General features: G+C 65.8%; 20 protein-coding genes. 11 read left to right on the top strand and 9 right to left on the bottom strand.

The genetic code is table 11. The annotated features are described in order from the left end of the window. Positions 1-27: 27 nt before the first annotated feature. The 9 genes from ACTUWL_RS05465 to ACTUWL_RS05425 all read right to left on the bottom strand — a co-directional run bounded on the left by ACTUWL_RS05465 (position 28) and on the right by ACTUWL_RS05425 (position 10,350). The gene (locus ACTUWL_RS05465) at positions 28-1,110 is read right to left on the bottom strand and encodes an ABC transporter ATP-binding protein (RefSeq protein WP_021076265.1); all 1,083 of its coding nucleotides are present in this window, start codon (positions 1,108-1,110) and stop codon (positions 28-30) included. Then, positions 1,107-2,096: an ABC transporter ATP-binding protein gene (locus ACTUWL_RS05460; protein ID WP_106940227.1), complete on the bottom strand. Its 990-nt coding sequence runs from the start codon at positions 2,094-2,096 to the stop codon at positions 1,107-1,109. The genes ACTUWL_RS05465 and ACTUWL_RS05460 overlap by 4 nt, the downstream gene beginning before the upstream one ends. Then, entirely contained in the window at positions 2,093-2,803 is a 711-nt protein-coding gene (locus tag ACTUWL_RS05455; protein WP_021076263.1) for a DUF1028 domain-containing protein, read from the bottom strand. Before ACTUWL_RS05455 ends, ACTUWL_RS05460 begins: the two co-directional genes overlap by 4 nt. 9 nt (positions 2,804-2,812) lie before the next feature. Next, positions 2,813-4,618 carry a gamma-glutamyltransferase family protein gene (locus tag ACTUWL_RS05450; RefSeq protein WP_021076262.1) on the bottom strand — a complete coding sequence of 602 codons (1,806 nt, stop codon included), beginning with the start codon at positions 4,616-4,618 and terminating at the stop codon, positions 2,813-2,815. Positions 4,619-4,724: 106 nt separating this feature from the next. Further along, a complete protein-coding gene (locus ACTUWL_RS05445; protein ID WP_021076261.1) occupies positions 4,725-5,720 on the bottom strand; it encodes an ABC transporter ATP-binding protein in 996 nt (331 codons plus the stop codon). After that, positions 5,717-6,700 carry an ABC transporter ATP-binding protein gene (locus tag ACTUWL_RS05440; protein WP_021076260.1) on the bottom strand — a complete coding sequence of 328 codons (984 nt, stop codon included), beginning with the start codon at positions 6,698-6,700 and terminating at the stop codon, positions 5,717-5,719. Before ACTUWL_RS05440 ends, ACTUWL_RS05445 begins: the two co-directional genes overlap by 4 nt. Continuing rightward, a complete protein-coding gene (locus ACTUWL_RS05435) occupies positions 6,697-7,656 on the bottom strand; it encodes an ABC transporter permease (RefSeq protein WP_021076259.1) in 960 nt (319 codons plus the stop codon). Before ACTUWL_RS05435 ends, ACTUWL_RS05440 begins: the two co-directional genes overlap by 4 nt. Before the next feature lie 11 nt (positions 7,657-7,667). Next, a complete protein-coding gene (locus ACTUWL_RS05430) occupies positions 7,668-8,648 on the bottom strand; it encodes an ABC transporter permease (protein WP_021076258.1) in 981 nt (326 codons plus the stop codon). 103 nt (positions 8,649-8,751) lie between these two features. Beyond that, positions 8,752-10,350: an ABC transporter substrate-binding protein gene (locus tag ACTUWL_RS05425; protein ID WP_021076257.1), complete on the bottom strand. Its 1,599-nt coding sequence runs from the start codon at positions 10,348-10,350 to the stop codon at positions 8,752-8,754. A gap of 351 nt (positions 10,351-10,701) precedes the next feature. Here ACTUWL_RS05425 and ACTUWL_RS05420 point away from each other — a divergent pair, with 351 nt between their 5' ends. The 11 genes from ACTUWL_RS05420 (at position 10,702) to ACTUWL_RS05370 (ending at position 24,858) form a co-directional block, all read left to right on the top strand. After that, on the top strand, positions 10,702-10,950 hold the full coding sequence (locus ACTUWL_RS05420) for a DUF6489 family protein (protein ID WP_021076256.1): 249 nt from the start codon (positions 10,702-10,704) through the stop codon (positions 10,948-10,950). Between the two features lie 8 nt (positions 10,951-10,958). Then, positions 10,959-11,750 carry an esterase/lipase family protein gene (locus ACTUWL_RS05415; RefSeq protein ID WP_021076255.1) on the top strand — a complete coding sequence of 264 codons (792 nt, stop codon included), beginning with the start codon at positions 10,959-10,961 and terminating at the stop codon, positions 11,748-11,750. Between the two features lie 53 nt (positions 11,751-11,803). Continuing rightward, positions 11,804-13,354 (top strand): WS/DGAT/MGAT family O-acyltransferase, encoded by a 1,551-nt coding sequence (locus ACTUWL_RS05410; RefSeq protein ID WP_021076254.1) that lies wholly within the window; start codon positions 11,804-11,806, stop codon positions 13,352-13,354. Positions 13,355-13,365: 11 nt separating this feature from the next. Continuing rightward, positions 13,366-14,361, top strand: coding sequence for an alpha/beta fold hydrolase (locus ACTUWL_RS05405; protein WP_021076253.1), 996 nt, complete (start codon positions 13,366-13,368; stop codon positions 14,359-14,361). A 122-nt stretch (positions 14,362-14,483) separates the two neighbouring features. Continuing rightward, positions 14,484-17,717 (top strand): bifunctional cytochrome P450/NADPH--P450 reductase, encoded by a 3,234-nt coding sequence (locus ACTUWL_RS05400; RefSeq protein ID WP_021076252.1) that lies wholly within the window; start codon positions 14,484-14,486, stop codon positions 17,715-17,717. Between the two features lie 38 nt (positions 17,718-17,755). Next, the gene (locus ACTUWL_RS05395) at positions 17,756-18,430 is read left to right on the top strand and encodes a spermidine synthase (protein WP_021076251.1); all 675 of its coding nucleotides are present in this window, start codon (positions 17,756-17,758) and stop codon (positions 18,428-18,430) included. A gap of 125 nt (positions 18,431-18,555) precedes the next feature. Next, on the top strand, positions 18,556-19,443 hold the full coding sequence (locus ACTUWL_RS05390; protein WP_021076250.1) for a helix-turn-helix domain-containing protein: 888 nt from the start codon (positions 18,556-18,558) through the stop codon (positions 19,441-19,443). 134 nt (positions 19,444-19,577) lie between these two features. Continuing rightward, on the top strand, positions 19,578-20,702 hold the full coding sequence (locus ACTUWL_RS05385; RefSeq protein ID WP_021076249.1) for a maleylacetate reductase: 1,125 nt from the start codon (positions 19,578-19,580) through the stop codon (positions 20,700-20,702). A gap of 25 nt (positions 20,703-20,727) precedes the next feature. After that, positions 20,728-21,630, top strand: a complete 903-nt coding sequence (locus ACTUWL_RS05380; protein WP_021076248.1) for an intradiol ring-cleavage dioxygenase — start codon at positions 20,728-20,730, stop codon at positions 21,628-21,630. 35 nt (positions 21,631-21,665) lie between these two features. Beyond that, positions 21,666-23,450 (top strand): FAD-dependent oxidoreductase, encoded by a 1,785-nt coding sequence (locus tag ACTUWL_RS05375; protein ID WP_021076247.1) that lies wholly within the window; start codon positions 21,666-21,668, stop codon positions 23,448-23,450. A gap of 82 nt (positions 23,451-23,532) precedes the next feature. Next, a complete protein-coding gene (locus tag ACTUWL_RS05370) occupies positions 23,533-24,858 on the top strand; it encodes an ABC transporter substrate-binding protein (protein WP_021076246.1) in 1,326 nt (441 codons plus the stop codon). Positions 24,859-24,862 lie beyond the last annotated feature (4 nt).

Here is a 24,862-nt window from a genome sequence, read left to right as displayed (position 1 = left end):
CCCCTTATTCCCTACGCCTGTGTTCCCTTACGAAATAACCCCGGTCCGCCCCGAGGCTTCCGCCGTATTGAACGCCGCCACCAGCTTTTCCAGTGTCGGCGAGAACCCGCCGTCGGACGGCACGATTGCCTCCGCGCCGGGCAGCTCGCCCGTCCGGTGACAGGCCGTTGCATATCCGGTGCCATCTTCGCGCAACGGCGGCACTTCGCTGCGGCAGCGCGCGATCACATAGGGACAGCGGGTATGGAAGCGGCAGCCGGAGGGTGGATTGAGCGCGCTCGGCAGCTCGCCCTCCAGCACGATTCGGCTACGCTTGGCGCGCGGCTTCGGCACCGGGATCGCCGACAACAGCGCGCGGCTGTAGGGATGCCGCGGGGCGGCAAACAGCGCCTGGGCATCCGCGGTCTCGACGATGGTGCCGAGGTTCATCACGGCGACGCGGTCGGCGATGTGCTTGACCACGGCCAGATCGTGCGACACGAAGATGTAGGCGAGCTTCAGACGATCCTGCAGGTCGCGCAGCAGATTGAGGATCTGCGAGCGGATCGAGACATCGAGCGCAGACACCGGCTCGTCGCAGATGATCAGCTTCGGCTCGACCGCGAGTGCGCGGGCGATCGCGATGCGCTGGCGCTGGCCGCCGGAGAATTCGTGCGGATAGCGGCGCGCGAAGCGCGGCTCGAGCCCGACCAGCCGCAGCAGCTCATCGACACGTTCGCGGCGACGCGCCGCCGGGACGAGATTGTGCAGCGCCAGCGGCTCGGTCAGGATCTGGCTCACCGTCATGCGCGGGTTGAGCGAGGCGTAGGGGTCCTGGAAGATCAGCTGTGCATCGCGGCGGAATGCGCGCAACTGCTCGGCATTGAGCGTGCCGAGGTCGCGGCCTTCGAAGCGGATACGCCCGGCGTCCGGCTCGATCAGCCGCAGCACCAGCCGGCTGACGGTGGATTTGCCGCAGCCGGATTCGCCGACCAGGGCCAGCGTCTTGCCGGCCTCGACCGTGAAGCTGACGCCGTCGACCGCCTTCACATGCGCGGTCGGCCGTCCGAACACCGAGCGTTCGGCGACGAAATGCTTCACCAGCCCGTCGACCTCGAGCAGCGCGGTCATGACACCAGCCGTTCCAGCGGCGCACGGATGCAGCGCGAGGCGTGGGTTGCGCTCAGCATCGCGAGTGGCGGCGGCGAGCTTGTGCAGGCGTTCTCGACGAACGGACAGCGCGCGGCGAAACGGCAGCCGGCGGGCGGGCTCGCCATGTTCGGCACCATCCCCTCGATGGTGGCGAGATGGCTGGTACGGCGATCGAGCCGCGGGATCGAGCCGAGCAGGCCGACCGTGTACGGGTGCTGCGGATTGGCAAACAACTCATCGACCGGGGCGCGCTCGACGATCTCGCCGGCATACATCACCGCGACCTCGTCGCAGACCTCGGCGACGACGCCGAGGTCGTGGGTGATCAGGATGATCGCAGCCCCGCTCGCGGCCTTCAGCTCGCGCATCAGATCGAGAATCTGCGCCTGCAAGGTGACGTCGAGCGCGGTGGTCGGCTCATCGGCGATCAACAGCTGTGGATCGCAGGCCAGCGCCATCGCGATCATCACGCGCTGGCGCATGCCGCCGGACAGCTTGTGCGGATACTCGTCGATGCGCTTCTCGGGCGAGGGGATGTGGACCCGGCGCAGCAGTTCGATGGTGCGCTCGCGCGCCGCGCGCCGGGAGCCGCCGCGGTGGCGCAAAATCGTCTCTGTGATCTGGTCGCCGATGGTGAAGCTCGGGTTGAGCGAGGTCATCGGCTCCTGGAAGATCATCGCGAGCCGGTTGCCGCGCAGGTCGCGCAGCGTCGCATCCGGCACGTCGAGCAGGTCGAAGCCGTCGAAGCGGATCGCGCCGGTGACCGCAGCAGACTGCTTCGGCAGCAGCCCCATGATCGCGAGCGAGGTCACGCTCTTGCCGCAACCGGATTCGCCGACCAGGCCGAGCGTCGCGCCGTTGGCGACGGAAAGATCGACGCTGTCGACGGCATGCGTGACGCGGCCGTCGTCGCCCTGGAAAGTGACGCGCAGGCCCTCGATTTCGATCAGCGGGCCGGTGGTCATTCGCGGCTCGCGGATGCCGCGGCGATTGCGGCGTTGATCGCCGCGCGGTCGCTGGTTCCGGAAGGGTTACCGCGGGTCGGCATGAAGGTTCGGAACGGCACCCAGTGCTCGCGGCTGACCGCTTCCAGCCGTTGCAGCTCGCGCAATGGATCGGTGTGGTCGTCGACCCGGAGGTCGAGCAAGGGCCATTCCTCAGTGCCGTGGATCAGAAGGGCCGCCGACTGCTTGCCGCGCTTGTCGCCGCCGGCCGCCTCGCCGGCGAACATCGCCTTGATCAGCCGTTCCGAGAACGGGAGGCCTTCATTTGCGGCATAGACGCGCGCGGTCTCATCGAGCACCGCGGGTCCGGCCAGCATGTTGCCCGCGATCGAGAAGCCGTCGCCCGCGATATGGCCGAACCAATCGACGCAATCCTTGCCGGAATGCGCGGCGATGCGGCCCTTGCTGTCCATGACATGCACCTGCCGGCTCTCGCGGCCGCCGTCGGGTGCGAGCAGCGCCGCGATCATGTCATGCGGGCTCTTTCCCTCGCGCAGCAGCGCGAGGCCGTCGATGCCGTAATAAGGATTGACCAGCGCCTGTGTCGCGATGGCGCCGATCCTGGGTGCAATGTGCGGCACCAGCGCGCCGACCGCGAAGAACCGCGTCGCGACGGCGATGCCGAGCTGGCCGGTGGCGCTGTCGCGGGCGATGATCGACCAGGTCATCTGAAACCTCTAGCGGCCCGCAGCGTAACCCTGCATGCCGCGCGGGTTGGCGGCGGCACGGCGGCGGGGGCCGACCTTCGAGGCCGCGGTGAGGCGGCCTTCCGACCAATCGGGGCCGATCTCCACCACGTGGCCGCGGCGTTTCAATTCATCGATGGTCGATTTCGGAACGCGATTTTCCAGCACCAGCACGCCGGGGCGCGATGTGCGCGGCCAGAACGAGATTGGGAAATGCTCGGAGTGCCAGGCCGGCGCGTCGATCGCCTCCTGCAGATTCAGCTTCGCATGGACGTGGCGCAGGAAGAATTGCGTGATCCACTGATCCTGCTGGTCGCCGCCCGGCGAGCCCCAGGAGAGATACGGCTCGCCGTCGCGCAGCGCCATGGTCGGCGACAGCGTGGTGCGCGGCCGCTTGCCCGGCGCCAGCGAGGCCGGGTGGTTCTCCTCCAGCCAGAACATCTGGGCGCGGCTGCCGAGGCAGAAGCCGATCTCGGGAATGACAGGCGAGGATTGCAGCCAGCCGCCGGACGGCGTCGCCGAGATCATGTTGCCGGCCTTGTCGATGATGTCGAAATGCACGGTGTCGCCGCGCACCTCGCCGAACCGGCCGACCGTCGGCTCGCCGGCGCCCATGGCGCCGACCGCCTCGCGATGCCCTTCGGCGCGGCGCAGCTTCACGACGCCGCCGAAACCTGCGACCGAGCCGGGGCGGAAGTCGAGCGAGGCCTTGTCCTTCGAGATCAGCTTGCGCCGCTCGTTGTTATAGGCATCGGACAGCAGCGTCTCGATCGGGATATCGGTGAACTTGGGATCGCCATAGAACGTCTCGCGATCGGCATAAGCGAGCTTGGCGGCTTCGATCTGCAAATGGATGAAGTCGGGGCCTGCGGGGTCGAGCCCGTCGAGCTCAAAGCCCTTCAACAGCGCGAGCTGCTGCAGCATCACCGGACCCTGGCTCCAGACCCCGGCCTTCTGCACGGTGTAGCGGCCGTAATCATAGGTCAGCGGCGCCTCGATGGTGGGCTGCCATCGCGCCATGTCGTCGGCCGACAGCACGCCGCGATGTGGCGCGCCGGAGACGTCCATCACCTCCTGGGTGCGGCAGAACTTGTCGATCGCCTCGGCGACGAAGCCCTTGGACCAGGCCTGCCGGGCGCGCTCGATCTGCGCCACGCGATCGCCGCCGGCGCTCTCCGCCTCGGTCAGGATGCGCGCATAAGTCTCCGCAAGCTTCTTGTTGGTGAAGAGCGTGCCGGGCTTCGGCACCTCGCCATTGGGCAGATAGACGTCGGCCGATGTGGTCCAGTATTTCCGGAACAGCTGCTCGACGGTCTTGATGGTCGCTGACGCACGCTCGACCAGCGGATGGCCGTCGCGGGCATAAAAGATCGCGGGCTCCAGCACGTCGCGCAGCTTCAGCGTGCCGTAGTCGCGCAGCAGCAGCATCCAGGTTTCGAACGTACCGGGCACGCAGGCGGCGAGCAGACCGGTGCCGGGCACCATCTCGAGGCCCTCGCTACGGTAGTGGGCAATCGTTGCCTTCGCCGGCGCCGGGCCCTGGCCGCAGATCACCTCGCTCTTGCCGCGCTTGACGTCGTGCACGATGATCGGAACGTCGCCGCCGGGGCCGTTCAGATGCGGCTCGACCACCTGCAGCGTGAAGGCGGCTGCAACGCCGGCGTCAAAGGCGTTGCCGCCTTTTTCCAGCGTCGCCATGCCGACCGCTGTGGCGATCCAGTGCGTCGAGGTGACGACGCCGAAGGTGCCTTCGATCTCAGGCCTTGTGGTGAATGGATCGGGGTTGACGTTGCTCATGCTATTCACCGTTAGGCGGCTTGCCGGACTTGTTGCGCGCGCACTTGATCACAGCCGGGCTGGTATGCCAACCGCTTGGTGCACATGGCCGCTCCCATCCGCGTGATCAAGCCGGAACGGCGGCGGCGGGGCTGTTGACGGCGTGGCAGGCGACGCCGTCGATCAGGTCCGGCGGCTTCTCCCGGCAGAGATCGAAGGCGAGGGGACAACGCGGGTTGAACGAGCAGCCCGGCGGCGGGTTGATCGGGTTCGGGATCTCGCCCTTGACCGGAATGCGCTGGCGGCCGGACATCGCAAGATCCGGAACCGCACCGAGCAGCATCCTGGTGTAGGGCATCCGCGGGTTCTCGAACAATTGCCGGCCCTCGGCGATCTCGACGATACGGCCGAGATACATCACGCCGATCCGGCTCGCCATGTGGCGGACCACCGCGAGATTGTGGCTGATGAACAGATAGGTCAGGCCGAACTTGTCCTGCAGGTCGCGCATCAGGTTGAGGATCTGCGCCTGCACCGAGACGTCGAGCGCCGAGGTCGGCTCGTCACAGACGATGAACTCGGCCTCGGAGGCGAGCGCGCGGGCGATCGCGATGCGCTGCCGCTGGCCGCCGGAAAACTCGTGCGGGAATTTCTGGCCGTCGTCGGGATGCAGGCCGACCAGCGAGAGCAGTTCGCCGACCCGGGCCTTGATGTCGCGTTCGCTCTGGATCAGCTCGAAGGCGCGGATCGGCTCGGCGACGATGGCGGCGACCCGGTAGCGCGGGTTGAGGCTCGCATAGGGGTCCTGGAAGACCATCTGGATGCGCCGGCGCAGCCGGCGGCGCGCCTGGCCCTGCCGCGGATCGGTCATCGAGACGCCATCGATGACGACCTCGCCCGAACTCGGCGGCAAAAGGCCGACGACCATGCGCGCGACCGTGGTCTTGCCCGAGCCGGATTCGCCGACCAGCGCAAAGGTCTCGCCGCGCTTGATGTCGAAGCTGACGCCGTCGACGGCCTTCAAGAGTTCGAGATGGCCGCCCTCGATCACGCGGTTGAGCCACGGCTTCGAGACGTCGAAGACACGGCGCAAATTCCTGACCTCGATCAATGTCCCGCTCATGCCGCCGTCTCCTTCGCCGGCTCGAACAGATGGCAGGCCACCGATTGGGTGCCCTGCCGGATCGGTTCGGGCCGTTCGACGCAGCAGCGATCGAAGGCAAACGCACAGCGCGGGTTGAACGGGCAGCCCGGCGGGATCGCCGACAGCCGCGGCATCGAACCGGGGATCTGCACCAGGCGCTTGTCTTCGCCCGCAAGCGTCGGGATCGCGCCCATCAAACCCTTGGCATAGGGATGCAGCGGATTGCGCACCACCTCCTGCACCGGGCCGATCTCGGCGATGCGGCCCGAATACATCACTGCGACACGGTCGCAGGTCTCGGCGATCACGCCCATGTCGTGGGTCACCAGCATCACCGCGGTGCCGTGGTCGCGGCCGAGCCGCTTGATCAGCGCGATGATCTGCGCCTGCACCGAGACGTCGAGCGCGGTGGTCGGCTCGTCGGCGATGATCAGCTCCGGCTCGGCGCAGATCGCGAGCGCAATGACGACGCGCTGACGCATGCCGCCCGAGAATTCGTGCGGGTAGCCGTCGATGCGCTTCTCGGGGGCGGGAATGCCGACCTCGGCGAGCAAGTCGATGGCACGCCTGCGCGCGGCGCTCTCGCTGAGGTTGGTGTGGGTGCGGATGGTTTCGATGATCTGGTCGCCGATCCGGTAGAGCGGATTGAGGCTGGTCAGCGGATCCTGGAAGATCATCCCGATCCGCTTGCCCCTGACTCTGCGGATCTCCTCTGACGGGAGATGGTCGATCCGGGTGCCCGACAGCTCGATCTCGCCGGCGGAGATGCGGCCGGGCGGATCGATCAGCCCGATCACCGCAAGGCCGGTGACCGACTTGCCGGCGCCGGACTCGCCGACCATGCCGAGCACCTCGCCCTTGGCGATGTCGAACGACACGCCGTTGATGGCGCGCAAGGTCGCGCGGCGGGTGACGAATTCCACCTCGAGGTTCCGGACGGAGAGAACAGGCTTGGTCATCGGAGCTTTGGGTTGAGCGCGTCGCGCAGCCAGTCGCCGAGCAGGTTGATGGACAGGATCAGCCCGGCCAAGGCAATGCCCGGGAACGCGACGATCCACCATTCGCCGGCGAACAGATAGTTGTTGCCGATCCGGATCAGGGTGCCGAGCGAGGGCATGGTGTCGGGCATGCCGGAGCCGAGGAACGACAACGTCGCCTCGGTGATGATCGCGAGCGCGAGGTTGATGGTGGCGATGACGAGGATCGGGCCCATCGTATTCGGCAGCACGTGCCGCAGCATGATTTTCTGCGCCGGCAGGCCGATCAGCTGCGCCGCCGCCACATAATCCTTGTTCTTCTCGACCATCACCGATCCGCGCACGGTGCGGGCATATTGCACCCAGAAGCTGAGGCCGATCGCGATGATCAGCACGCCGAGCGTGCTCATCTCGTCGAGCCGGTTGCCGAGCAGCGACTTGGCGACGCCATTAACCAGCAGTGCGATCAGGATCGCCGGAAAGGTGAGCTGCACGTCGGCGATCCGCATGATCACGCTGTCGACCACGCCGCCGAAATAGCCGGCGACCAGCCCGAGGGCGATGCCGAGCGCGCCGGCGAAGACCACGCCGGCCAAGCCGACCGCAAGCGAGATGCGCAGGCCGTAGAGGATCGCCGAGAGCACGTCGCGGCCCTGCTCGTCGGTGCCGAGCAGGAACGGGCTCTGGCCGTCGGCGGTCCACAGCGGCGCGATCCGCGAGTTCATCAATTGCAGCTGCGCCGGATCGAACGGGTTCTGCACCGCAAGCCAGGACGCGAAGATCGCCAGCAGGAAGAACGCGAGCGTGATCGCGGCAGCGACCATCGTCAGTTTGGAGCGGCGGAACGAATAGAAAATGTCGCTGTCGAGCGCGCGCTTGAACCAGCCGGCAGCCGGCTCGTGGTCCTGCGTGCGATCGGGGACGACGGCGTCTGACATCGGTCAGCCCCTCACGCTGCGCGGCTGACGGTTGACCGCAGGCGCGGATCGACCACGGTGTAGAGGATGTCGACCACGAGATTGATGGTGACGAAGATCAGCGAGACCATCAGGAGATACGCGGCCATGATCGGGATATCGACGTTTTGCACGGCCTGCACGAACAGAAGCCCCATGCCCGGCCATTGGAACACGGTTTCGGTGATGATCGAGAAAGCAATAACCGAGCCAAACTGCAGGCCGGCCACGGTGATCACCGGAACCAGGGTGTTCTTCAGCGCATGGCCGAAATGGATCGCACGCGTGGTCAGCCCGCGGGCGCGGGCGAAGCGGATATAGTCGGTCCGCAGCACTTCCAGCATTTCGGCGCGCACCAGCCGCATGATCAGGGTCATCTGGAATAGTCCGAGCGTGATCGCCGGCATGATCAGCGCCTTCAGGCCGGAGACCGTGAGCAGCCCGGTGGTCCACCAGCCGAGCTTCACCACCTCGCCGCGGCCGAAGGACGGCAGCCAGCCCAGCGTCACGGCGAACAGATAGATCAGGAGGATGCCGATCAGAAAGGTCGGCAGCGAAATGCCGATCAGCGATACCGCCTGGAATAATTTGGCCAGCACGGTGTCGCGGCGCAGCGCCGAATAGACCCCCATCAGGATGCCGGCTGCCATCGCGAACAGCGTCGCGCAGATCGCAAGCTCCAGCGTCGCCGGCAGCCGTTCCGCCAACAGCGAGGAGACCGGCAGGCGGAACTGGTAGGACACCCCGAACTTGAACTGCACGGCATTGATGAAGTAATGGCCGAACTGCACCAGCACGGGATCGTCAAGGCCGAGCGATTGCCGGATCGAGGCGCGCTCCGCGGCCGAGGTGTCGATCGACACCATCTGGTTCACCGGGTCGCCGGCGAAACGGAACATCGCGAACGCGATGACGCCGACGGCGAGCATCACGCCGATCGCCTGCAGTACGCGGCGCAGAGTGAAAGCCAGCATCTCTACCTTTCACTGCTCTTGAAACGCGGCACGCGGCATTGCGCGCCCGGAAAACGAGAAGTCCCGGAAGCAGGCGCTTCCGGGACCCAATTCGCCAAAACCACTATTCACCCTGTTTGGTCGCCCAGTAGAGCAGGACCTGGTTGTCCGCACGCTGGGTCAGCTTGACCTTTTTCGATACGCCCCATGCCAGCGACTGCTGGTGCAGCGGGATGTAGCCATAGTCCTTGATGACGATCTCGTAGGCCTGCTTGATCAGCTGGTTGCGCTTGGCGTCGTCGGCCTCGACCAGCACCTTGTCGGTCAGCTCGTCGACTTCCTTGTTGCAATAGCCGCCGAGATTGGCCTCGCCCCGCGTGGAATCCTTCGGATCGGGCCGGCAGCCGAAAATGTCGTGCAGCACGTTGTGGGAATCCGAGGTCGCCGGCGTCCAGCCCAGCATGAAGAGCGAGGTCTGGTAGCCGCCGGGCTTCAGCACCTTGGCGAAATACTGCGCCTTCGGCTGCGCCAGCAGGTTCACCTTGATGCCGATGCGGGCCAGCATGCCGACCACAGCCTGGCAGATCGCGGCGTCGTTGACATAGCGGTCGTTCGGGCAATCCATCGTGACTTCGAAGCCGTTCGGATAGCCGGCGTCGGCGAGCAGCTTCTTGGCGCCGTCGGGATCGAGCTTCGGCCGGGTGAACTCCTTCGACAGCGGATAGAGCTCGGGCGCGATCATCAGCGTCGAGGGCGTCGACATGCCGCGCATGACGCGGGTCTTGATCAGCTCGACGTCGATCGTCTTGTAGAAGGCTTCGCGGACGCGGATGTCCTTGAACGGGTTCTTGCCCTTGACGCTGGAGTACAGCAGCTCGTCGCGCGCCATGTCCATGCCGATGAAGATGGTGCGGATCTCCGGCCCGGTCAGGACGGTCGCGGTGCCGCTCGAATTGACGCGCTGGATATCCTGGATTGGAACCGGCTCGATGACGTCGACCTCGCCCGAGAGCAGCGCGGCGACGCGGGTGGCGTCCGAGCCGATCGAGGTGAAGATGATCTCCTTGAGATTATGCTCCGGCTTGCGCCAGTAATCCGGGTAGACCTTGAAGACGGTCTTCACGCCGGGCTGGTGGCTCTCGATCGTGAAGGGCCCGGTGCCGTTCTCGTGCAGCGCCGCGTAGCTCGGGGTGGTGGCGGAGGCCGGCGTCGGTGCGACCGAGTTGTTCTCCTCGCACCATTTCTTGTCCATGATGTACCAGCTATCCCATTGCGAGGTCAGGATGGGATTGGGCGAGTCCAGCGTCACGTCGACCGTGTAATCGTCGACCTTGGTGAACTTGGCGTCGGGCGGGACGTTGCTGAGGAAGTTGGAGCCCTTGGCGCGGACGCGATCCGCCGAGAACAGCACGTCGTCGGCGGTGAAGGGGTCGCCATTGTGGAATTTCACGCCCTTGCGCAGATGAAAGCGCCATTTGGTCGGGCTCACCGTTTCCCAGCTTTCCGCCAGCGCCGGGATGATCTTCAGGTTCTTGTCGCGAGCGACCAGTCCTTCATAGACGTGGCCGTGATGCGCGATCGTCGTGGTTTCCTTCAGCGTGTATGGATCCAGCGACTTCAGCTCGCCCTGGTTGGCGTATTTCAGCGTCTGGGCCGATGCCGGCAAGGCAAGGGCGAGCAGTGCGACGGCAGTCGCCGCAAACAAACTCCAACGTACCGACATGTGATCCCGCGTCCCCCATTTTTATCCGCCGGCTGCTTTGTCCGGCTGGTATTATTGATGCATGTTGCCAGAGTTTGCCGGCCGTGCAAGCGCGATTTCCTGGAGGGTTAATCGGCTCGCGCGGGTGCAGCGCAACCAATGGAATTTGAGAGTAGGCGGGTGGTGCGCGCGCGTGACATTCGACTTTCGGAGTGCTGTTGCTGGCCACAAACCCTTTGGTTGACCATAAGGCGTGATTGAGGCCGACTGTCCGTTGGGGCAGCTATGGCTCGCTTGCGCAACCGACCCCGTCCCGGCGATACTGCGCCGGGCCAAGCGGAGCTGGGCTGAGGCGCATTTGAGGAGGCGGATATGAAGGTCAACGTCGAGGTAGATTGTACGCCCCTTGAAGCGCGGCAGTTCTTCGGTCTGCCCGATGTGCAGCCGATGCAGACCGCGGTCATGGACAAGCTGCAGCAGCAGATGCTGTCCAACATCGAGAAGATTTCGCCGGAATCGCTGATGCAGAGCTGGTTCACCTTCGATCCCAAGCTCGCCGAACGCTTCCAGGACATGTTCGTGGCGATGGCCGGCTTCGGCGGCTCCAGCAAGAAGAAATAGTGATCGACATGGACAGGAGCGTTGATGGGACCGAACGCCGGTTGCGCCCGCCCAGCCTGTTCCTGATGCTGGCCGAAGCGCGCGGCGTGCTCGAGCTGAATTCGAGCCTGCTGCTGTCGCCGTTGCTGCTGCAAGCGCCGAAGGGCGACGGTCATCCGGTGCTGGCGCTGCCGGGCTTCCTCGCCAGCGACCTGTCGATGGCGCCGATGCGGCGCTATCTGAAGGAACTCGGCTACGACGCCTATGCCTGGAACATGGGTCGCAATTTCGGCGGGATTTCCAGCAGGCGCACTGCGCTGCGCGATCTGTTGAAGCGGGTCCATGAGGCGTCGGGACGCAAGGTCTCGATCATCGGTTGGAGCCTCGGCGGCGTTTATGCGCGCGACCTGGCGTCGCAGATGCCGGAGCTGGTGCGTTCCATCGTCACGCTGGGCAGCCCGTTCGCCGAGGATATCCGCGCCACCAATGCGACGCGGCTCTATGAGCTGTTGTCCGGCGAGCGCGTGGACGACATTCCCGAGGTCCGCGCCGCGATTGCCGGTGACATGCCGGTGCCGACCACCTCGATCTATTCCCGAACCGACGGCATCGTGAACTGGCGGACCTCGCGGGTGCGCCCGTCGGAGCGCGCTGAGAACATCGAGGTGCACCTCGCCAGCCATCTCGGCCTCGGCGTCAACCCTGCGGCGCTGTGGGCGATTGCGGACCGGCTGGCACAGCCGGAAGGGCAGTTCCGGCATTTTGACCGGTCAGGCCCCTTTGCCATTGCCTACGGGCCGGCAGAACAGGCACTATCCTGACGACGAGAAGCGCCGCCAAGGCGCCCGCGTGAGTTGGCTCTCGGGAGGAGATCATGAGCGACGCCAAGAAGCTGTCCTCGCTGGACGCATCGTTTCTGTATCTGGAAACGCCGGAAATGCCGATGCATGTCGGCAGCATGGCGATCTTCCGCCTGCCTGACGGCTACAAGGGCGACTTCTTCGAGGAATTCAAGGCGATGATCGCCTCGCGGCTGCATATCGCGCCGATCCTCAAGGCGCGCCTGCAGAAGGCGCCGCTCGACATCGATCATCCGTCCTGGGTCGAGGACGATCAGTTCGACATCGACCGCCACATCTTCCGCGCCAGCCTGCCCGCGCCGCGCGACCGCGCCACGCTGGAGCGGATCGTCGGCTGGATGCATGCCAAGCTCTTGAACCGCGCCCGCCCGCTCTGGGAGTTCTACGTCTTCGAAGGCATGAAGGACAACGAGATCGGGCTCTATTCCAAGATGCACCACGCCTGCATCGACGGCGGTGCAGGTGCTGCACTGACCAGCATGATCTATGACCTGACGCCGGTGCCGCGCGAGATCGAGCCGCCGAGCGCGAAGAAGGTGGCGCAGGAGCCGCGCGACATCGCGGCCAATCTGATCGACGCCTATCAGCAGTTGTGGACCCAGCCGTTCGAGGCGGCAGCCGCGGCGCAGAAGAGCCTGGAGCTGCCGCGTTCCGGCAAGAGCGATCTCGGCTCGATCCTGTTCGACAACGCCATGTTCCAGATCGAGAGCGCGGTGAAATTCGCCGGCTCGATGCCGACGGTCCTGAAGAGCCTGTCCGACGTCGTCGCCAAGGTCGCCGATCCCCGGTCGCGCGAGAGCCTGCAGGCGATGTCCTCGCCGCCGACCATCCTCAACAAGGCGATCTCGTCGGAGCGCAGCTTTGCCGGCACCTCGATCTCGCTGTCGCGCGCCAAGGCGCTGGCGAAAGCGTCCGGCGGCAAGCTCAACGATGTCGTGCTGGCGCTCGCCTCCGGCGTGGTGCGGCGCTACCTGATCAGCCAGGGCGCGCTGCCCAACAAATCGCTGACCGCCGGGGTGCCGATCTCGCTGCGCGAGGAGGGCAATGCCGAATCCAACAACCAAGTGTTCGGCATGATCTGTTCGATCGCGACCGACGTCGAGGATCCCAGGAAGCGGCTGGAGACCATCATCGCGCAGTCGACCAAGTCCAAGGAGATGTCGCATCCGCTGCGCGCCCTGATGCCGCAGGTTTCCAACATCTCGCTGTTGGGCGCGCCGATCCTGGTGCAGATCATGGCGCTGCTGTACAGCCGCTCCGACCTCTCCAACGTGCTGCCGCCGGCGACCAACATCACGGTGTCGAACGTGCCGGGGCCGCGGCAGACGCTGTACGCGGCAGGCGCGGAGCTGCTGCATATCTTCCCGGTCTCGATCTCGACCCACGGGATTGCGCTCAACATCACGGTGCAGAGCTATCGCGATCAGCTCGATTTCGGGTTCATCGTCGGTGCCAACATCATTCCCCACGTGCAGGTGATGTGTGACATGCTGCCGCTCGAGTTCGATGCACTCGAGGCGGCGTTCGCGCCCCCGCCTGCCGACATCAAGGGCGCGGCCGAATAGGAATTCCTGCAATGATCGAAATGCCACCGCTGCAGTTCGCCGAGACGAACGGCATCCGCATGGGGTTTTACGAAGCCGGCCCCAAGACCGACGCGCCGCCCGTGGTGCTGTGCCACGGCTGGCCAGAACTCGCGTTCTCCTGGCGTCACCAGATCAAGGCGCTGGCCGAGGCCGGCATCCGGGTGATCGCGCCGGATCAGCGCGGCTACGGCGCGACCGACCGGCCGGAGCCGGTCGAAGCCTACGACATGGAGCACCTGACCGGCGACCTGGTCGGGCTGCTCGACCATCTCAAGATCGACAAGGCGATCTTCGTCGGTCACGACTGGGGCGGTTTTGTCGTCTGGCAGATGCCGCTCAGGCACCCTTCGCGGGTGGCCGGCGTCGTCGGCGTCAACACGCCGCATTGGGACCGCGCGCCCATGGACCCGATCGCGCTGTTCCGCCAGCGCTTCGGCGACCAGATGTACATCGTCCAGTTCCAGGATCCGGCGCGCGAGCCGGACCGCATCTTCGGCAGCCGGGTCGAGCAGACTTTTGACGCTTTCATGCGCAAGCCGGCACCACGTCCCGCCGATGCGCCCCCCGAACAGCCGATCGCAGGTGTCGGCGCCTCGGCGCGGCTCAATCTGGCGTTTCCGCAGATGATAGCGAACTACGACGCCAAGCATGATCCGCGGACACCGATCCTGTCGGCCGAGGAGAAGAAGGTGTTCGTCGACACCTTCACCAGGACCGGCTTCACCGGCGGCATCAACTGGTATCGCAATTTCACCCGCAACTGGGAACGCTCGGCCGGGCTGGATCACAATGTGCGGGTGCCGTCTCTGATGATCATGGCCGAGAATGACGCGGTGCTGCCGCCGTCCGCGGCCGACGGCATGGAGCGGCTGGTGCCGGACCTCGAGAAACACCTGGTCAAGGACAGCGGCCATTGGACGCAGCAGGAAAAGCCTGACGAGGTCAGCGCCAAGCTGATCGAGTGGCGCAGAAAGCGGTTCGGATAATTTTGCCGTCATTGCGAGGAGCGGAGCGACGAAGCAATCCATTCTATCCGCTTGCGGCACGATGGATTGCTTCGCTTCGCTCGCAATGACGGTTGAGCGACAGGGTAGGGGGCACTTCCAAGATGGCGTCCGGCAATAGACTGAGTCCGATCCCGCATCCGCCGACGAAGCCGGTGGTCGGCAACATGCTGTCGCTGGATTCGAGCGCGCCGGTGCAGCATCTGGTCAAGCTCTCCAAGGAGCTCGGACCGATTTTCTGGCTCGACATGATGGGCGCTCCGCTGGTGATCGTGTCAGGCCACGATCTCGTCGACGAGCTGTCCGACGAAAAGCGCTTCGACAAGGCGGTGCGCGGCTCGCTGCGTCGGGTGCGCGCGGTCGGCGGCGACGGGCTGTTCACCGCAGATACCAAGGAGCCGAACTGGAGCAAGGCGCACAACATCCTGCTGCAGCCGTTCGGCAATCGCGCCATGCAGTCGTACCACCCGAGCATGGTCGATATCGCCGAGCAACTGGTCAAGAAATGGGAGCGCCTCAACGCCGACGAGGAGATCGAGGTCGTCCACGACATGACGGCGCTGACCCTCGACACCATCGGGCTGTGCGGCTTCGACTATCGCTTCAATTCCTTCTACCGCCGCGACTACCACCCCTTCGTGGAATCGCTGGTGCGCTCGCTCGAAACCATCATGATGACCCGCGGCCTGCCGCTCGAAGGCCTGTGGATGCAGAAGCGGCGCAAGACGCTCGCCGACGACGTCGCCTTCATGAACAAGATGGTCGACGAGATCATCGCCGAGCGCCGCGGCAACACCGCCGCGACCGACGACAAGAAGGACATGCTGGCAGCGATGATGACCGGCGTCGACCGCGCGACCGGCGAGCAGCTCGACGACGTCAACATCCGCTACCAGATCAATACGTTCCTGATCGCGGGCCACGAGACCACCTCCGGCCTGCTGTCGTGCACGATCTATGCGCTGCTGAAGCATCCCGAGGTGCTGAAGAAGGCCTATGAGGAAGTCGACCGCGTCCTCGGTCCCGACGTTAACGCGCGGCCGACCTATCAGCAGGTGACGCAGCTTACCTACATCACCCAATGCCTGAAGGAGGCGCTGCGGCTGTGGCCGCCGGCGCCGGCTTACGGCATCGCGCCGCTCAACGACGAGATGATCGGCGGCAAGTACAAGCTCAAGAAGAATACCTTCATCACCATCCTGGTGATGGCGCTGCACCGCGATCCCTCGGTCTGGGGCCCGAACCCCGACGTGTTCGATCCCGAGAATTTCAGCCGCGAAGCCGAGGCCAAGCGCCCGATCAACGCCTGGAAGCCGTTCGGCAACGGCCAGCGCGCCTGCATCGGCCGCGGCTTCGCCATGCACGAGGCGGCGCTCGCGATCGGGATGATCCTGCAGCGCTTCAAGCTGCTCGACGTGCATCGCTACCAGATGCATCTGAAGGAGACGCTGACCGTCAAGCCCGACGGCTTCAGGATCAAGGTGCGGCCGCGCGACGACAGGGATCGCGGCGCGTTCGCTGGCAGCGCCGGCGCGGTTGCGGCCGCGCCGAAGGCACCACGCGCGCCGACCACGCGTCCCGGCCATAACACGCCGATGCTGGTGCTCTACGGCTCCAACCTCGGCTCGGCCGAGGAACTGGCGACCCGCATGGCCGATCTCTCCGAGATCAATGGTTTCGCCACCCGGCTCGGCCCGCTGGACGACTATGTCGGCAAACTGCCGGAGGAGGGCGGCGTGCTGATCATCTGCGCCTCCTACAACGGCGCGGCGCCCGACAACGCCACGCAATTCGTCAAATGGCTCGAGAGCGACCTGCCGAAGGACGCTTTCGCCAAGGTGCGTTATGCGGTGTTCGGCTGCGGCAACAGCGATTGGGCGGCGACCTATCAGTCGGTGCCGCGCTTGATCGACGAGCAACTGACCAGGCATGGCGCCCGCGCGGTCTATCCGCGCGGCGAGGGCGATGCGCGCAGCGATCTCGACGGCCAGTTCCAGAAGTGGTTCCCGGAGGCAGCCAAGGTCGCGACCAAGGAATTCGGCATCGACTGGAATTTCACCCGCACCGCCGAGGACGAGCCGCTCTACGCGATCGAGCCGGTGGCGCAGGGCGCGGTCAACACCATCGTGACGCAGGGCGGCGCGGTGCCGATGAAGGTGCTCGCCAACAACGAGCTGCAGACCAAGGACGGCGCGCATCCGTCGGAGCGCTCGACCCGGCATATCGAGGTCGAGTTGCCGGCCAGCCTGAAGTATCGCGTCGGCGATCATCTCAGCGTGGTGCCGCGCAACGATCCGACCTTGGTGGATTCCGTTGCGCGCCGGTTCGGCTTCCTGCCGGCCGACCAGATCCGCTTGCAGGTCTCGGAAGGCCGCCGCGCGCAACTGCCGGTCGGCAATGCGGTGTCGGTCGGGCGGCTGCTCACCGAATTCGTCGAGCTGCAGCAGGTCGCGACCCGGAAGCAGATCCAGATCATGGCCGAGCACACCCGCTGCCCGGTGACCAAGCCGAAGCTGACGGCCTATGTCGGCGACGACGACGCTTCGGCCGAACGCTATCGCACCGAAGTATTGGCCAAGCGCAAATCGGTGTTCGATCTGCTCGAGGAATATCCGGCCTGCGAGCTGCCGTTCCACCTCTACCTCGAAATGCTGTCGCTGCTGGCGCCGCGCTATTACTCGATCTCGTCGTCTCCGGCCGGCGAGGCGCAGCGCTGCAGTGTCACGGTCGGCGTGGTCGAGGCGCCTGCGAGCTCGGGCCACGGCATCTACAAGGGCGTCTGCTCGAACTATCTGGCGCGCCGTCGCGCCGGCGACACCGTCCACGCCACGATCAAGGAGACCAAGGCCGGCTTCCGCCTGCCGGACGACAATGCCGTGCCGATCATCATGATCGGCCCGGGCACCGGCCTCGCACCGTTCCGCGGCTTCCTGCAGGAGCGCGCCGCGCGCAAGGTGAAAGGCGCGACGCTCGGCCCTGCGATGCTGTTCTTTGGCTGCCGCCATCCGGAGCAGGACTTCATCTATGCGGATGAGCTGAAGGCGTTCGCGGCCGATGGCGTCACAGAGCTCCACACCGCTTTTTCGCGCGCCGAGGGGCCGAAAACCTATGTGCAGCACCTCGTCGCGGCGCAGAAGGATCGGGTCTGGGAGCTGATCGAGAAGGGCGCGATCGTCTACGTCTGCGGCGACGGCGGCAAGATGGAGCCCGACGTCAAGGCAACCTTAATGTCGATCTATCGCGAGCGCGCCGGTGCCGACGCCGATGCCGCCGCGCGCTGGATCGAGGAGATGGGCACAGGGAACCGCTACGTGCTCGACGTTTGGGCTGGCGGGTAGCCTTCGTCCAAGGTGCCCGCCATGTTACAAGCCGCCGCATGATTCCATGGGAAAAGATCGATACCGCGCGGATTCCCGGCACCGAAGATGAATTGCGTCTGATGCGGCGTGGCCGCGAGTTCTCGATCATGCTCGGCACCAACGAGCTGATGAACAGCCGTCTGTCGGGCTCGGAAGAGGCGCTGGCGACGCTTGCTGCGAAGAAAATCGAGCAGGTCGCAGCGCCGCATTTCCTGATCGGTGGCCTCGGCATGGGCTTCACGCTGCGGGCCGCGCTCAAGGTGCTTGGGGCCGAGGCGCAGATTATGGTGGCCGAGCTGGTGCCGGCGGTCGTTGCCTGGGCAAGAGGCCCGATGGCGGAGATTTTCGGCGACAGCCTGAGCGATCCCCGCGTGAGCATCGAGGAGGTGGATGTCGCCGACGTGATCGCGCGTCATCCGCGCACTTTCGATGCCATCCTGCTCGATGTCGACAACGGCCCCGAAGGCTTGACCCGCAAGGCCAATGACGGGCTGTACGACGTCTCCGGGCTCAAGGTCGCGCATGCCGCCTTGCGGCGCGGCGGCGTGCTCGCCGTCTGGTCGTCCGGTCCGAATGCCAAGTTCCCGAAAGCGCTGTCGCGGGCCGGGTTCGCGGTCAACGAGATTGCCGTCCGTGCCACCGGGCGAGGCCGCGGTGTACGCCACGTGATCTGGATCGCGGCCAAGGCGTAGCGGGCGTCGCTATTGCGATGCAACAAGATCGCCGGCCATGCGGCCGGGTTCTGACTGTATTGAAAACCGAGGGCGGTTGGGTTTCACTTGGCGGCAGGTGAGGCCTCGAGCCCTTGGACTCCCGGATGCAGGCGACGTCGAATTTTGGGGTGCAGGAGACGCACGGGATCCTGAACCGCTTCCAGGCCGAATTCCGTGGTTCGAGCGAAGGGCTCGGCTGGTCGTCGGCCTATGCCTCGGTGCAGCGTGAACGGCCGTTCGACGGGCACTTCCACGCGCTGTCCGACAATCTGATGGTGTTGCATCGGGGCGGTCCGGTCGACATCACCTATGTAATGGACGGCAAGTCGGTTGCCCGGCAGATTCCGCGCGGCGGCGTGTTCTTCCTGCCGGCCGGGCACACCTGCAACGTGGTGCTGCGTGAAGCGCTGGAATCCACCCACATCTATCTGCGCTCCGACCTGTTCGCCGGCCGGGACGGGGCTGCGAACCTGATCGGTGGGCTGGCCCCGATGCTCGGCAATCAGGACGCCGTGCTGGAGCATCTTGCCGCGGCGATCGGCGAGACCATCACCGGCGGCCTGCCGGCCTCGTCGCTGTTCGTCGATCCGATCGCGCAGGCGATCGCCAATCGCTTCGTCGCGATCAATTTCCACAAGCCGAGCGTGGAGGCCGGCAAGCATCCGAACCTGCTGAGCAACAGGCAGATGGCGCGCATCCGCGAGTTCGTCGACGCCAATCTCGACACCGATATCCGGCTCGACCAGCTGGCCGAGTTGTGCGGCCGCAGCACCGAATATTTCGTGCGCCTGTTCAAGGCGACCAGCGGCGTCTCGCCCTATCAATACGTGCTCAATCTGCGCATCGAGCGCGCCAGGGCGCTGCTTGCCGACGAGACGCAGAGCCTCGCCGACATCGCGCTGGCCTGCGGCTTCTCCCATCAGGAGCATTTTACACGCATGTTCCGCCGCTTCACCGGCGTGACGCCGGGCAGGTACCGGCGCAGCCACTAGCCGTAGCCCGGCTGACGATTTTTCCGGTTTTGTGCAGATTCTGTCCGGTTTCGTGCAGGCCCGCGACCGCCGCCTGCCGCTAGCTTTCTCCCAACAAAGCGAAATGTGCCGGTCCGCCGGCTGGGAGAAATGCCATGAGCATCGCAGCGCCCGATGCCGCACGCCCGCCGATCGCGGCGGCCGGAAATGCCGGCAGCGGCACCTTTGCCTATTGCTCGCAGCAATATCGCGTGCTGTTCGGCGCCGGCACCGCGGCGCGGCTCGGCGAGGAAGCTGAGCGCCTCGGCATCAAGCGGGCGCTGGTGTTGACCACCCCCGAGCAGCAGGACCTCGGACACCGGCTCGGCGCGGGCCTCGGCGACCGGCTCGCAGGACTGTTTGCCGGCGCGCGGATGCATACGCCGGTCGAGGTCACCAACGAAGCGCTTCGCATCGTGGAATCCCGCGACATCGACGGGCTGGTCGCGATCGGCGGCGGCTCGACGGTCGGGCTCGGCAAGGCGCTGTCGCTGCGCACCGGGCTGCCGCATCTGGCGGTCCCGACCACCTATGCCGGCTCGGAGATGACCCCGATCCTCGGTGAGACCACGAACGGCATCAAGACCACGCAGCACTCCCAGGATCTGGTGCCGGACGCCGTGATCTACGACGTCGATCTCACCGTCAGCCTGCCGCCGCATGTCTCCGCCGCCAGCGGCTTGAATGCGATCGCTCACGCGGTCGAGGCACTCTATGCGCCCGACGCCAACCCATTGACCTCGCTGATGGCGGAGGACGGCACCGCCGCGCTCGCCCGCGCGCTGCCGCGCATCGTGGCTGCGCCCGCCGATGCGGGCGCGCGGCGCGACGCGCTCTACGGCGCCTGGCTGTGCGGCGTCTGCCTCGGCGCGGTCGGGATGTCGCTGCATCACAAGCTCTGTCACGTGCTGGGCGGCATGTTCAACCTGCCCCATGCCGAAACCCATGCGATCGTGCTGCCGCATGCGGCCGCCTACAACGCCGCTGCGGCGCCGGAAGCGATGACCCGGATTGCGCGCGCGTTGCGCACGGATGATGCGCCGCAAGGGCTGTTCGATCTCGCGCAGCGGCTCGCGCTGCCGCGCCGGCTGGCCGACATCGGAATGCCTGAGGACGGCATCGCGCGTGCCGCCGAGATGGCGGTGCGCAGCCCCTATGCCAATCCAAGACCTGTGGAGCGCGTCGCGATCCAGGACCTGATCGCTGCGGCCTGGCGCGGCGACGCGCCCGCGCGGCACTGACCTCTCGAGATCAAAGGACAACACGATGGCTAACTTCAACGAGCATGACCTCACCGACGAGGTGATCCGCAGCTTCGCCGACACGCCGAACAAGCGACTGAAATTCCTCATCGAGGAGACGGTGAAGTCGCTGCACGATTTGGTGCGTCGCACCGAGCTCACCTTCGAGGAATGGAATCAGGCGATTGAGTTCCTGACCCGCACCGGTCAGACCTGCACGCCGCTGCGCCAGGAGTTCATCCTGCTGTCCGACGTGCTCGGCGTCTCGATGCTGGTCGACGCGGTCAACCATCGCGAGCGCGAGGGCGCGACCGAGACCACGGTGCTCGGTCCGTTCTATGTCGGCGAGCACCGCGTCACGCCGCACGGCGCCGACATCTCCGACGGGATCGACGGCGAAGTGATGTTCGTGCAGAGCCGCGTCACGGATCTGGCCGGCAAGCCGCTCGCCGGCGCCGAGATCGACGTCTGGCATGCCGACGATGACGGCTTCTACGATTCGCAGAAGGCTGATTACGCCGCGCATGGTCCGTCGCTGCGCGCGCGCTTCGTCACCGATGCCGACGGCCGCTTTTCGTTCCGCACCATCCTGCCGTGCAGCTATCCGATCCCGACCGATGGCCCGGTCGGCGATCTGATCACCGCGACGAAACGGCATCCGATGCGGCCGGCGCATGTGCATTTCCTGGTCAAGGCCGATGGCTATGAGCCGCTGATCACCCACGTGTTCCTCGATGGCGACGAATACCTGCGCAGCGACGTGGTGTTCGGCGTCAAGGACGAACTCGTCGCGCGGGTCGAGCCGAAAAGCGAGCCGGTGTTGCCGAACGGCGAGCGGGTCGCAGGCCCCTGGCACCTGATGACCTACGACTTCCAGATGAAGCCGGGCGCCGGCCTGGTGCCGCAGCCGATGATGGCCGCGGAATAACGATCACAACCGACAACACGACCAAGGAGAGGACCATGACCAGCAAACCTGTTGAGACCGACGTGCTCATCGTCGGCAGCGGCCCGGCCGGCGCGACGGCGGCGGCGCTGCTCGGCATGTACGGCGTCAAGCACATCCTGGTGACGAAATATGGCTGGCTGGCCGACACGCCGCGCGCCCACATCACCAACCAGCGTGCGATGGAGGTGCTGCGCGATCTCGGCCTGGAGGAGAAGGCGGTGGCGCAGGCGGTGCCGCAGCACCTGATGGCCAACAACGTGTTCTGCGAGAGCCTCGCCGGCGAGGAGTTCGGCCGGCTCTATTCCTGGGGCAACCATCCCTCGCGCAAGGCGGATTACGATCTCGCCAGTCCCGCCCGCATCTGCGACCTGCCGCAGAATTTCCTCGAGCCGATCCTGATCGAGGCGGCCGGCCAGCGCGGCACCTCGCTGTGCTTCAACACCGAGTTCGTCGACCTGGTGCAGGATGCCGACGGCGTCACCGCGACGGTGAAGGATCGTCTGTCCGGCGAGACCTATCAGATCCGCGCCAAATATCTGATCGGCGCCGACGGCGGCCGCAGCCGGGTTGCCGAGGTGATCGGACTGCCGATGGAGGGCCAGATGGGCCGCGCCGGCAGTATGAACATCATCGTGCAGGCGGATTTGAGCAAGTACGTCGCGCACCGCCCGAGCGTGCTGTACTGGGTGCTGCAGCCGGGTGCCGAGATCGGCGGCATCGGCGCTGGCCTGATCCGCATGGTGCGGCCGTGGAACGAATGGCTGATCATCTGGGGCTACGACATCGAGCAGGGCGAGCGCAAGCTCTCTAATGACGAGGCGATCTCGATCGTGCGCAATCTGGTCGGCGACGAGACGCTCGCGGTCAAGGTCCGCTCGACCTCGACCTGGACCGTGAACGAGATGTATGCCGGCCACTATTCGTCTGGCCGGGTGTTCTGCGTCGGCGACGCCGTGCACCGCCATCCGCCGACCAACGGCCTCGGCTCCAACACCTCGATCCAGGATGCCTACAATCTCTGCTGGAAGCTGAAGCTGGTGCTGGAGGGCCACGCCGCGCCGTCGCTGCTCGAGACCTATTCGGCCGAACGGCAGCCGGTCGGCAAGCAGATCGTGACCCGCGCCAACAAGAGCATCGGCGACTTCCCGCCGATCTTCGAGGCGGTGGGGCTCGTCGCCTCGACCGATCCGGCCGAAGCACGCAAGGCAATCGCCGCGCGCAAGGCACCGACCGCCGAGGGCAAGGCGCGGCGCAAGAAGCTCTACGAGGCGATCGCCAACAAGAGCTACGAGTTCAACTGCCACGGCGTCGAGCTGAATCAGCGCTACGGGTCGACCGCGGTCGTATCCGACGGCACGCCGATGCCGGCCTTCACCCGGGATCACGAGCTCTACTATCAGGCGACCACCTGGCCCGGCGCGCATCTGCCGCATGTCTGGGTCGAGCATCACGGCGAGCGCAAGTCGACGCTCGATCTCACCGGCAAGGGCCGCTTCACGCTGCTCACCGGGATCGGCGGCGATGGCTGGAAGACGGCCGCGGCCGCGGTCGAGAAGGCCTATGGCCTGCCGGTCGATGTGGTGACGATCGGCCCGCAGGGCTGCGATGCGCTCGACATCTATGCCGACTGGTATCGCCAGAGCGAGGTGGACGAGGACGGCTGCGTGCTGGTGCGTCCCGACATGTATGTCGCCTGGCGCGCCAAGGAGTCCGCAACTGACGCCAGCGATGTGCTGCTCGACGTGTTCGGCCGGATCCTCGGTCGCAGCGCGCAAGCGAAGTCCGTCGCCGCCGCGTGATGCGGCGCGACGCCGGCGACTCTTTTCAGAACGAATGGAACGGCAGCCGGCTTTCGACCGGCTTGCCTCAAGGGAGGGGAAAATGAGCAAGGATCAGTTGAGCACAATGTCCTTCGATCGCCGCCGCGTGCTGCAGGGCATCGCCGGAGGCTTCGCCGCCGCAGGCAGCACGACGTTGTTCGCGCCGGCCGTGCGGGCGGCCAACAAGCCGATCAAGATCGGCTATGTCTCGCCGAAGAGCGGGCCGCTGGCGGCCTTCGCCGAGGCCGACGATTTCGTGCTGGGTGAATTCCGCAAGTTCATCAAGGATGGCGTCAAGGTTGGATCGCAGATCTATCCGGTCGAGGTGGTGACCAAGGACAGCCAGTCGAATCCGAACCGCGCCGCCGAAGTCGCCAAGGAGCTGATCACCCGCGACAATGTCGGCCTGATCGTGGTCGGCGCGACACCCGAAACCAACAATCCGGTGGCGACGCAATGCGAGCTCGAGCAGGTGCCGTGCATCTCCTCCGTGGCGCCGTGGCAGACCAATTTCATCGGCCGCCAGGCCAATCCCGGCGATCCCAAGAGCTGGAAGCCGTTCGACTACACTTTCCACTATTTCTGGGGTCTGGAGGACGTGATCGGCGTCTTCACCAGCATGTGGAGCCAGGTCGCGACCAACAAATCGGTCGGCGCGCTGTTCCCGAACGATGCCGACGGCAACGCCTGGGGCGACACCGCGATCGGCTTCCCGCCAGTGCTCGCCAAGCAGGGCTTCAAGCTGACCGATCCCGGCCGCTTCCAGAACCTCACCGACGATTTCTCCTCGCAGATCGCCGCGTTCCGTGGCGCCGATGCCGAGATCATCACCGGCGTGATCATCCCGCCCGACTTCACCACCTTCTGGAACCAGTCGCGGCAGAAGGGACTGAAGCCGAAGGTCGTCTCGGTCGCCAAGGCGCTGCTGTTTCCTGCTTCTGTGCAGGCGCTCGGCAAGGGCGGCAACAACATCTCGACCGAGGTGTGGTGGACGCCGACGCATCCCTACAAGTCGAGCCTCAGCGGCGTCAGCGCGGCCGATCTCGCCAAGGGCTATGAGCAGGCCTCCGGCAAGCAATGGACCCAGCCGATCGGCTTCGTGCATTCGCTGTTCGAGGTCGCGATCGACGCGATCAAGCGCTCCGGCGATCCGAGCGACGGCGCCGCGCTGGCAAAGGCGATCGGAGCCACAAAGTTGGACACCATCGTGGGCCAGGTCGCGTTCGGTTCCAGCGCGGTGCCGCCATTCGCGGCCAAGAACATCGCCAAGACGCCGCTGGTCGGCGGCCAATGGCGGCTCAATGGCGACAAATACGACATGGTGATCACCGACAACAGACTGGCGCCGCAAATCCCGCTCGGCGGCGACATGCAGGCGCTGAGCTAGCGAG

It is taken from the genome of Bradyrhizobium sp. WCU1 (assembly GCF_053474805.1).
Note: the sequence above shows the minus strand (reverse complement) of the source record. Positions and strands in the feature narration are given on the sequence as shown.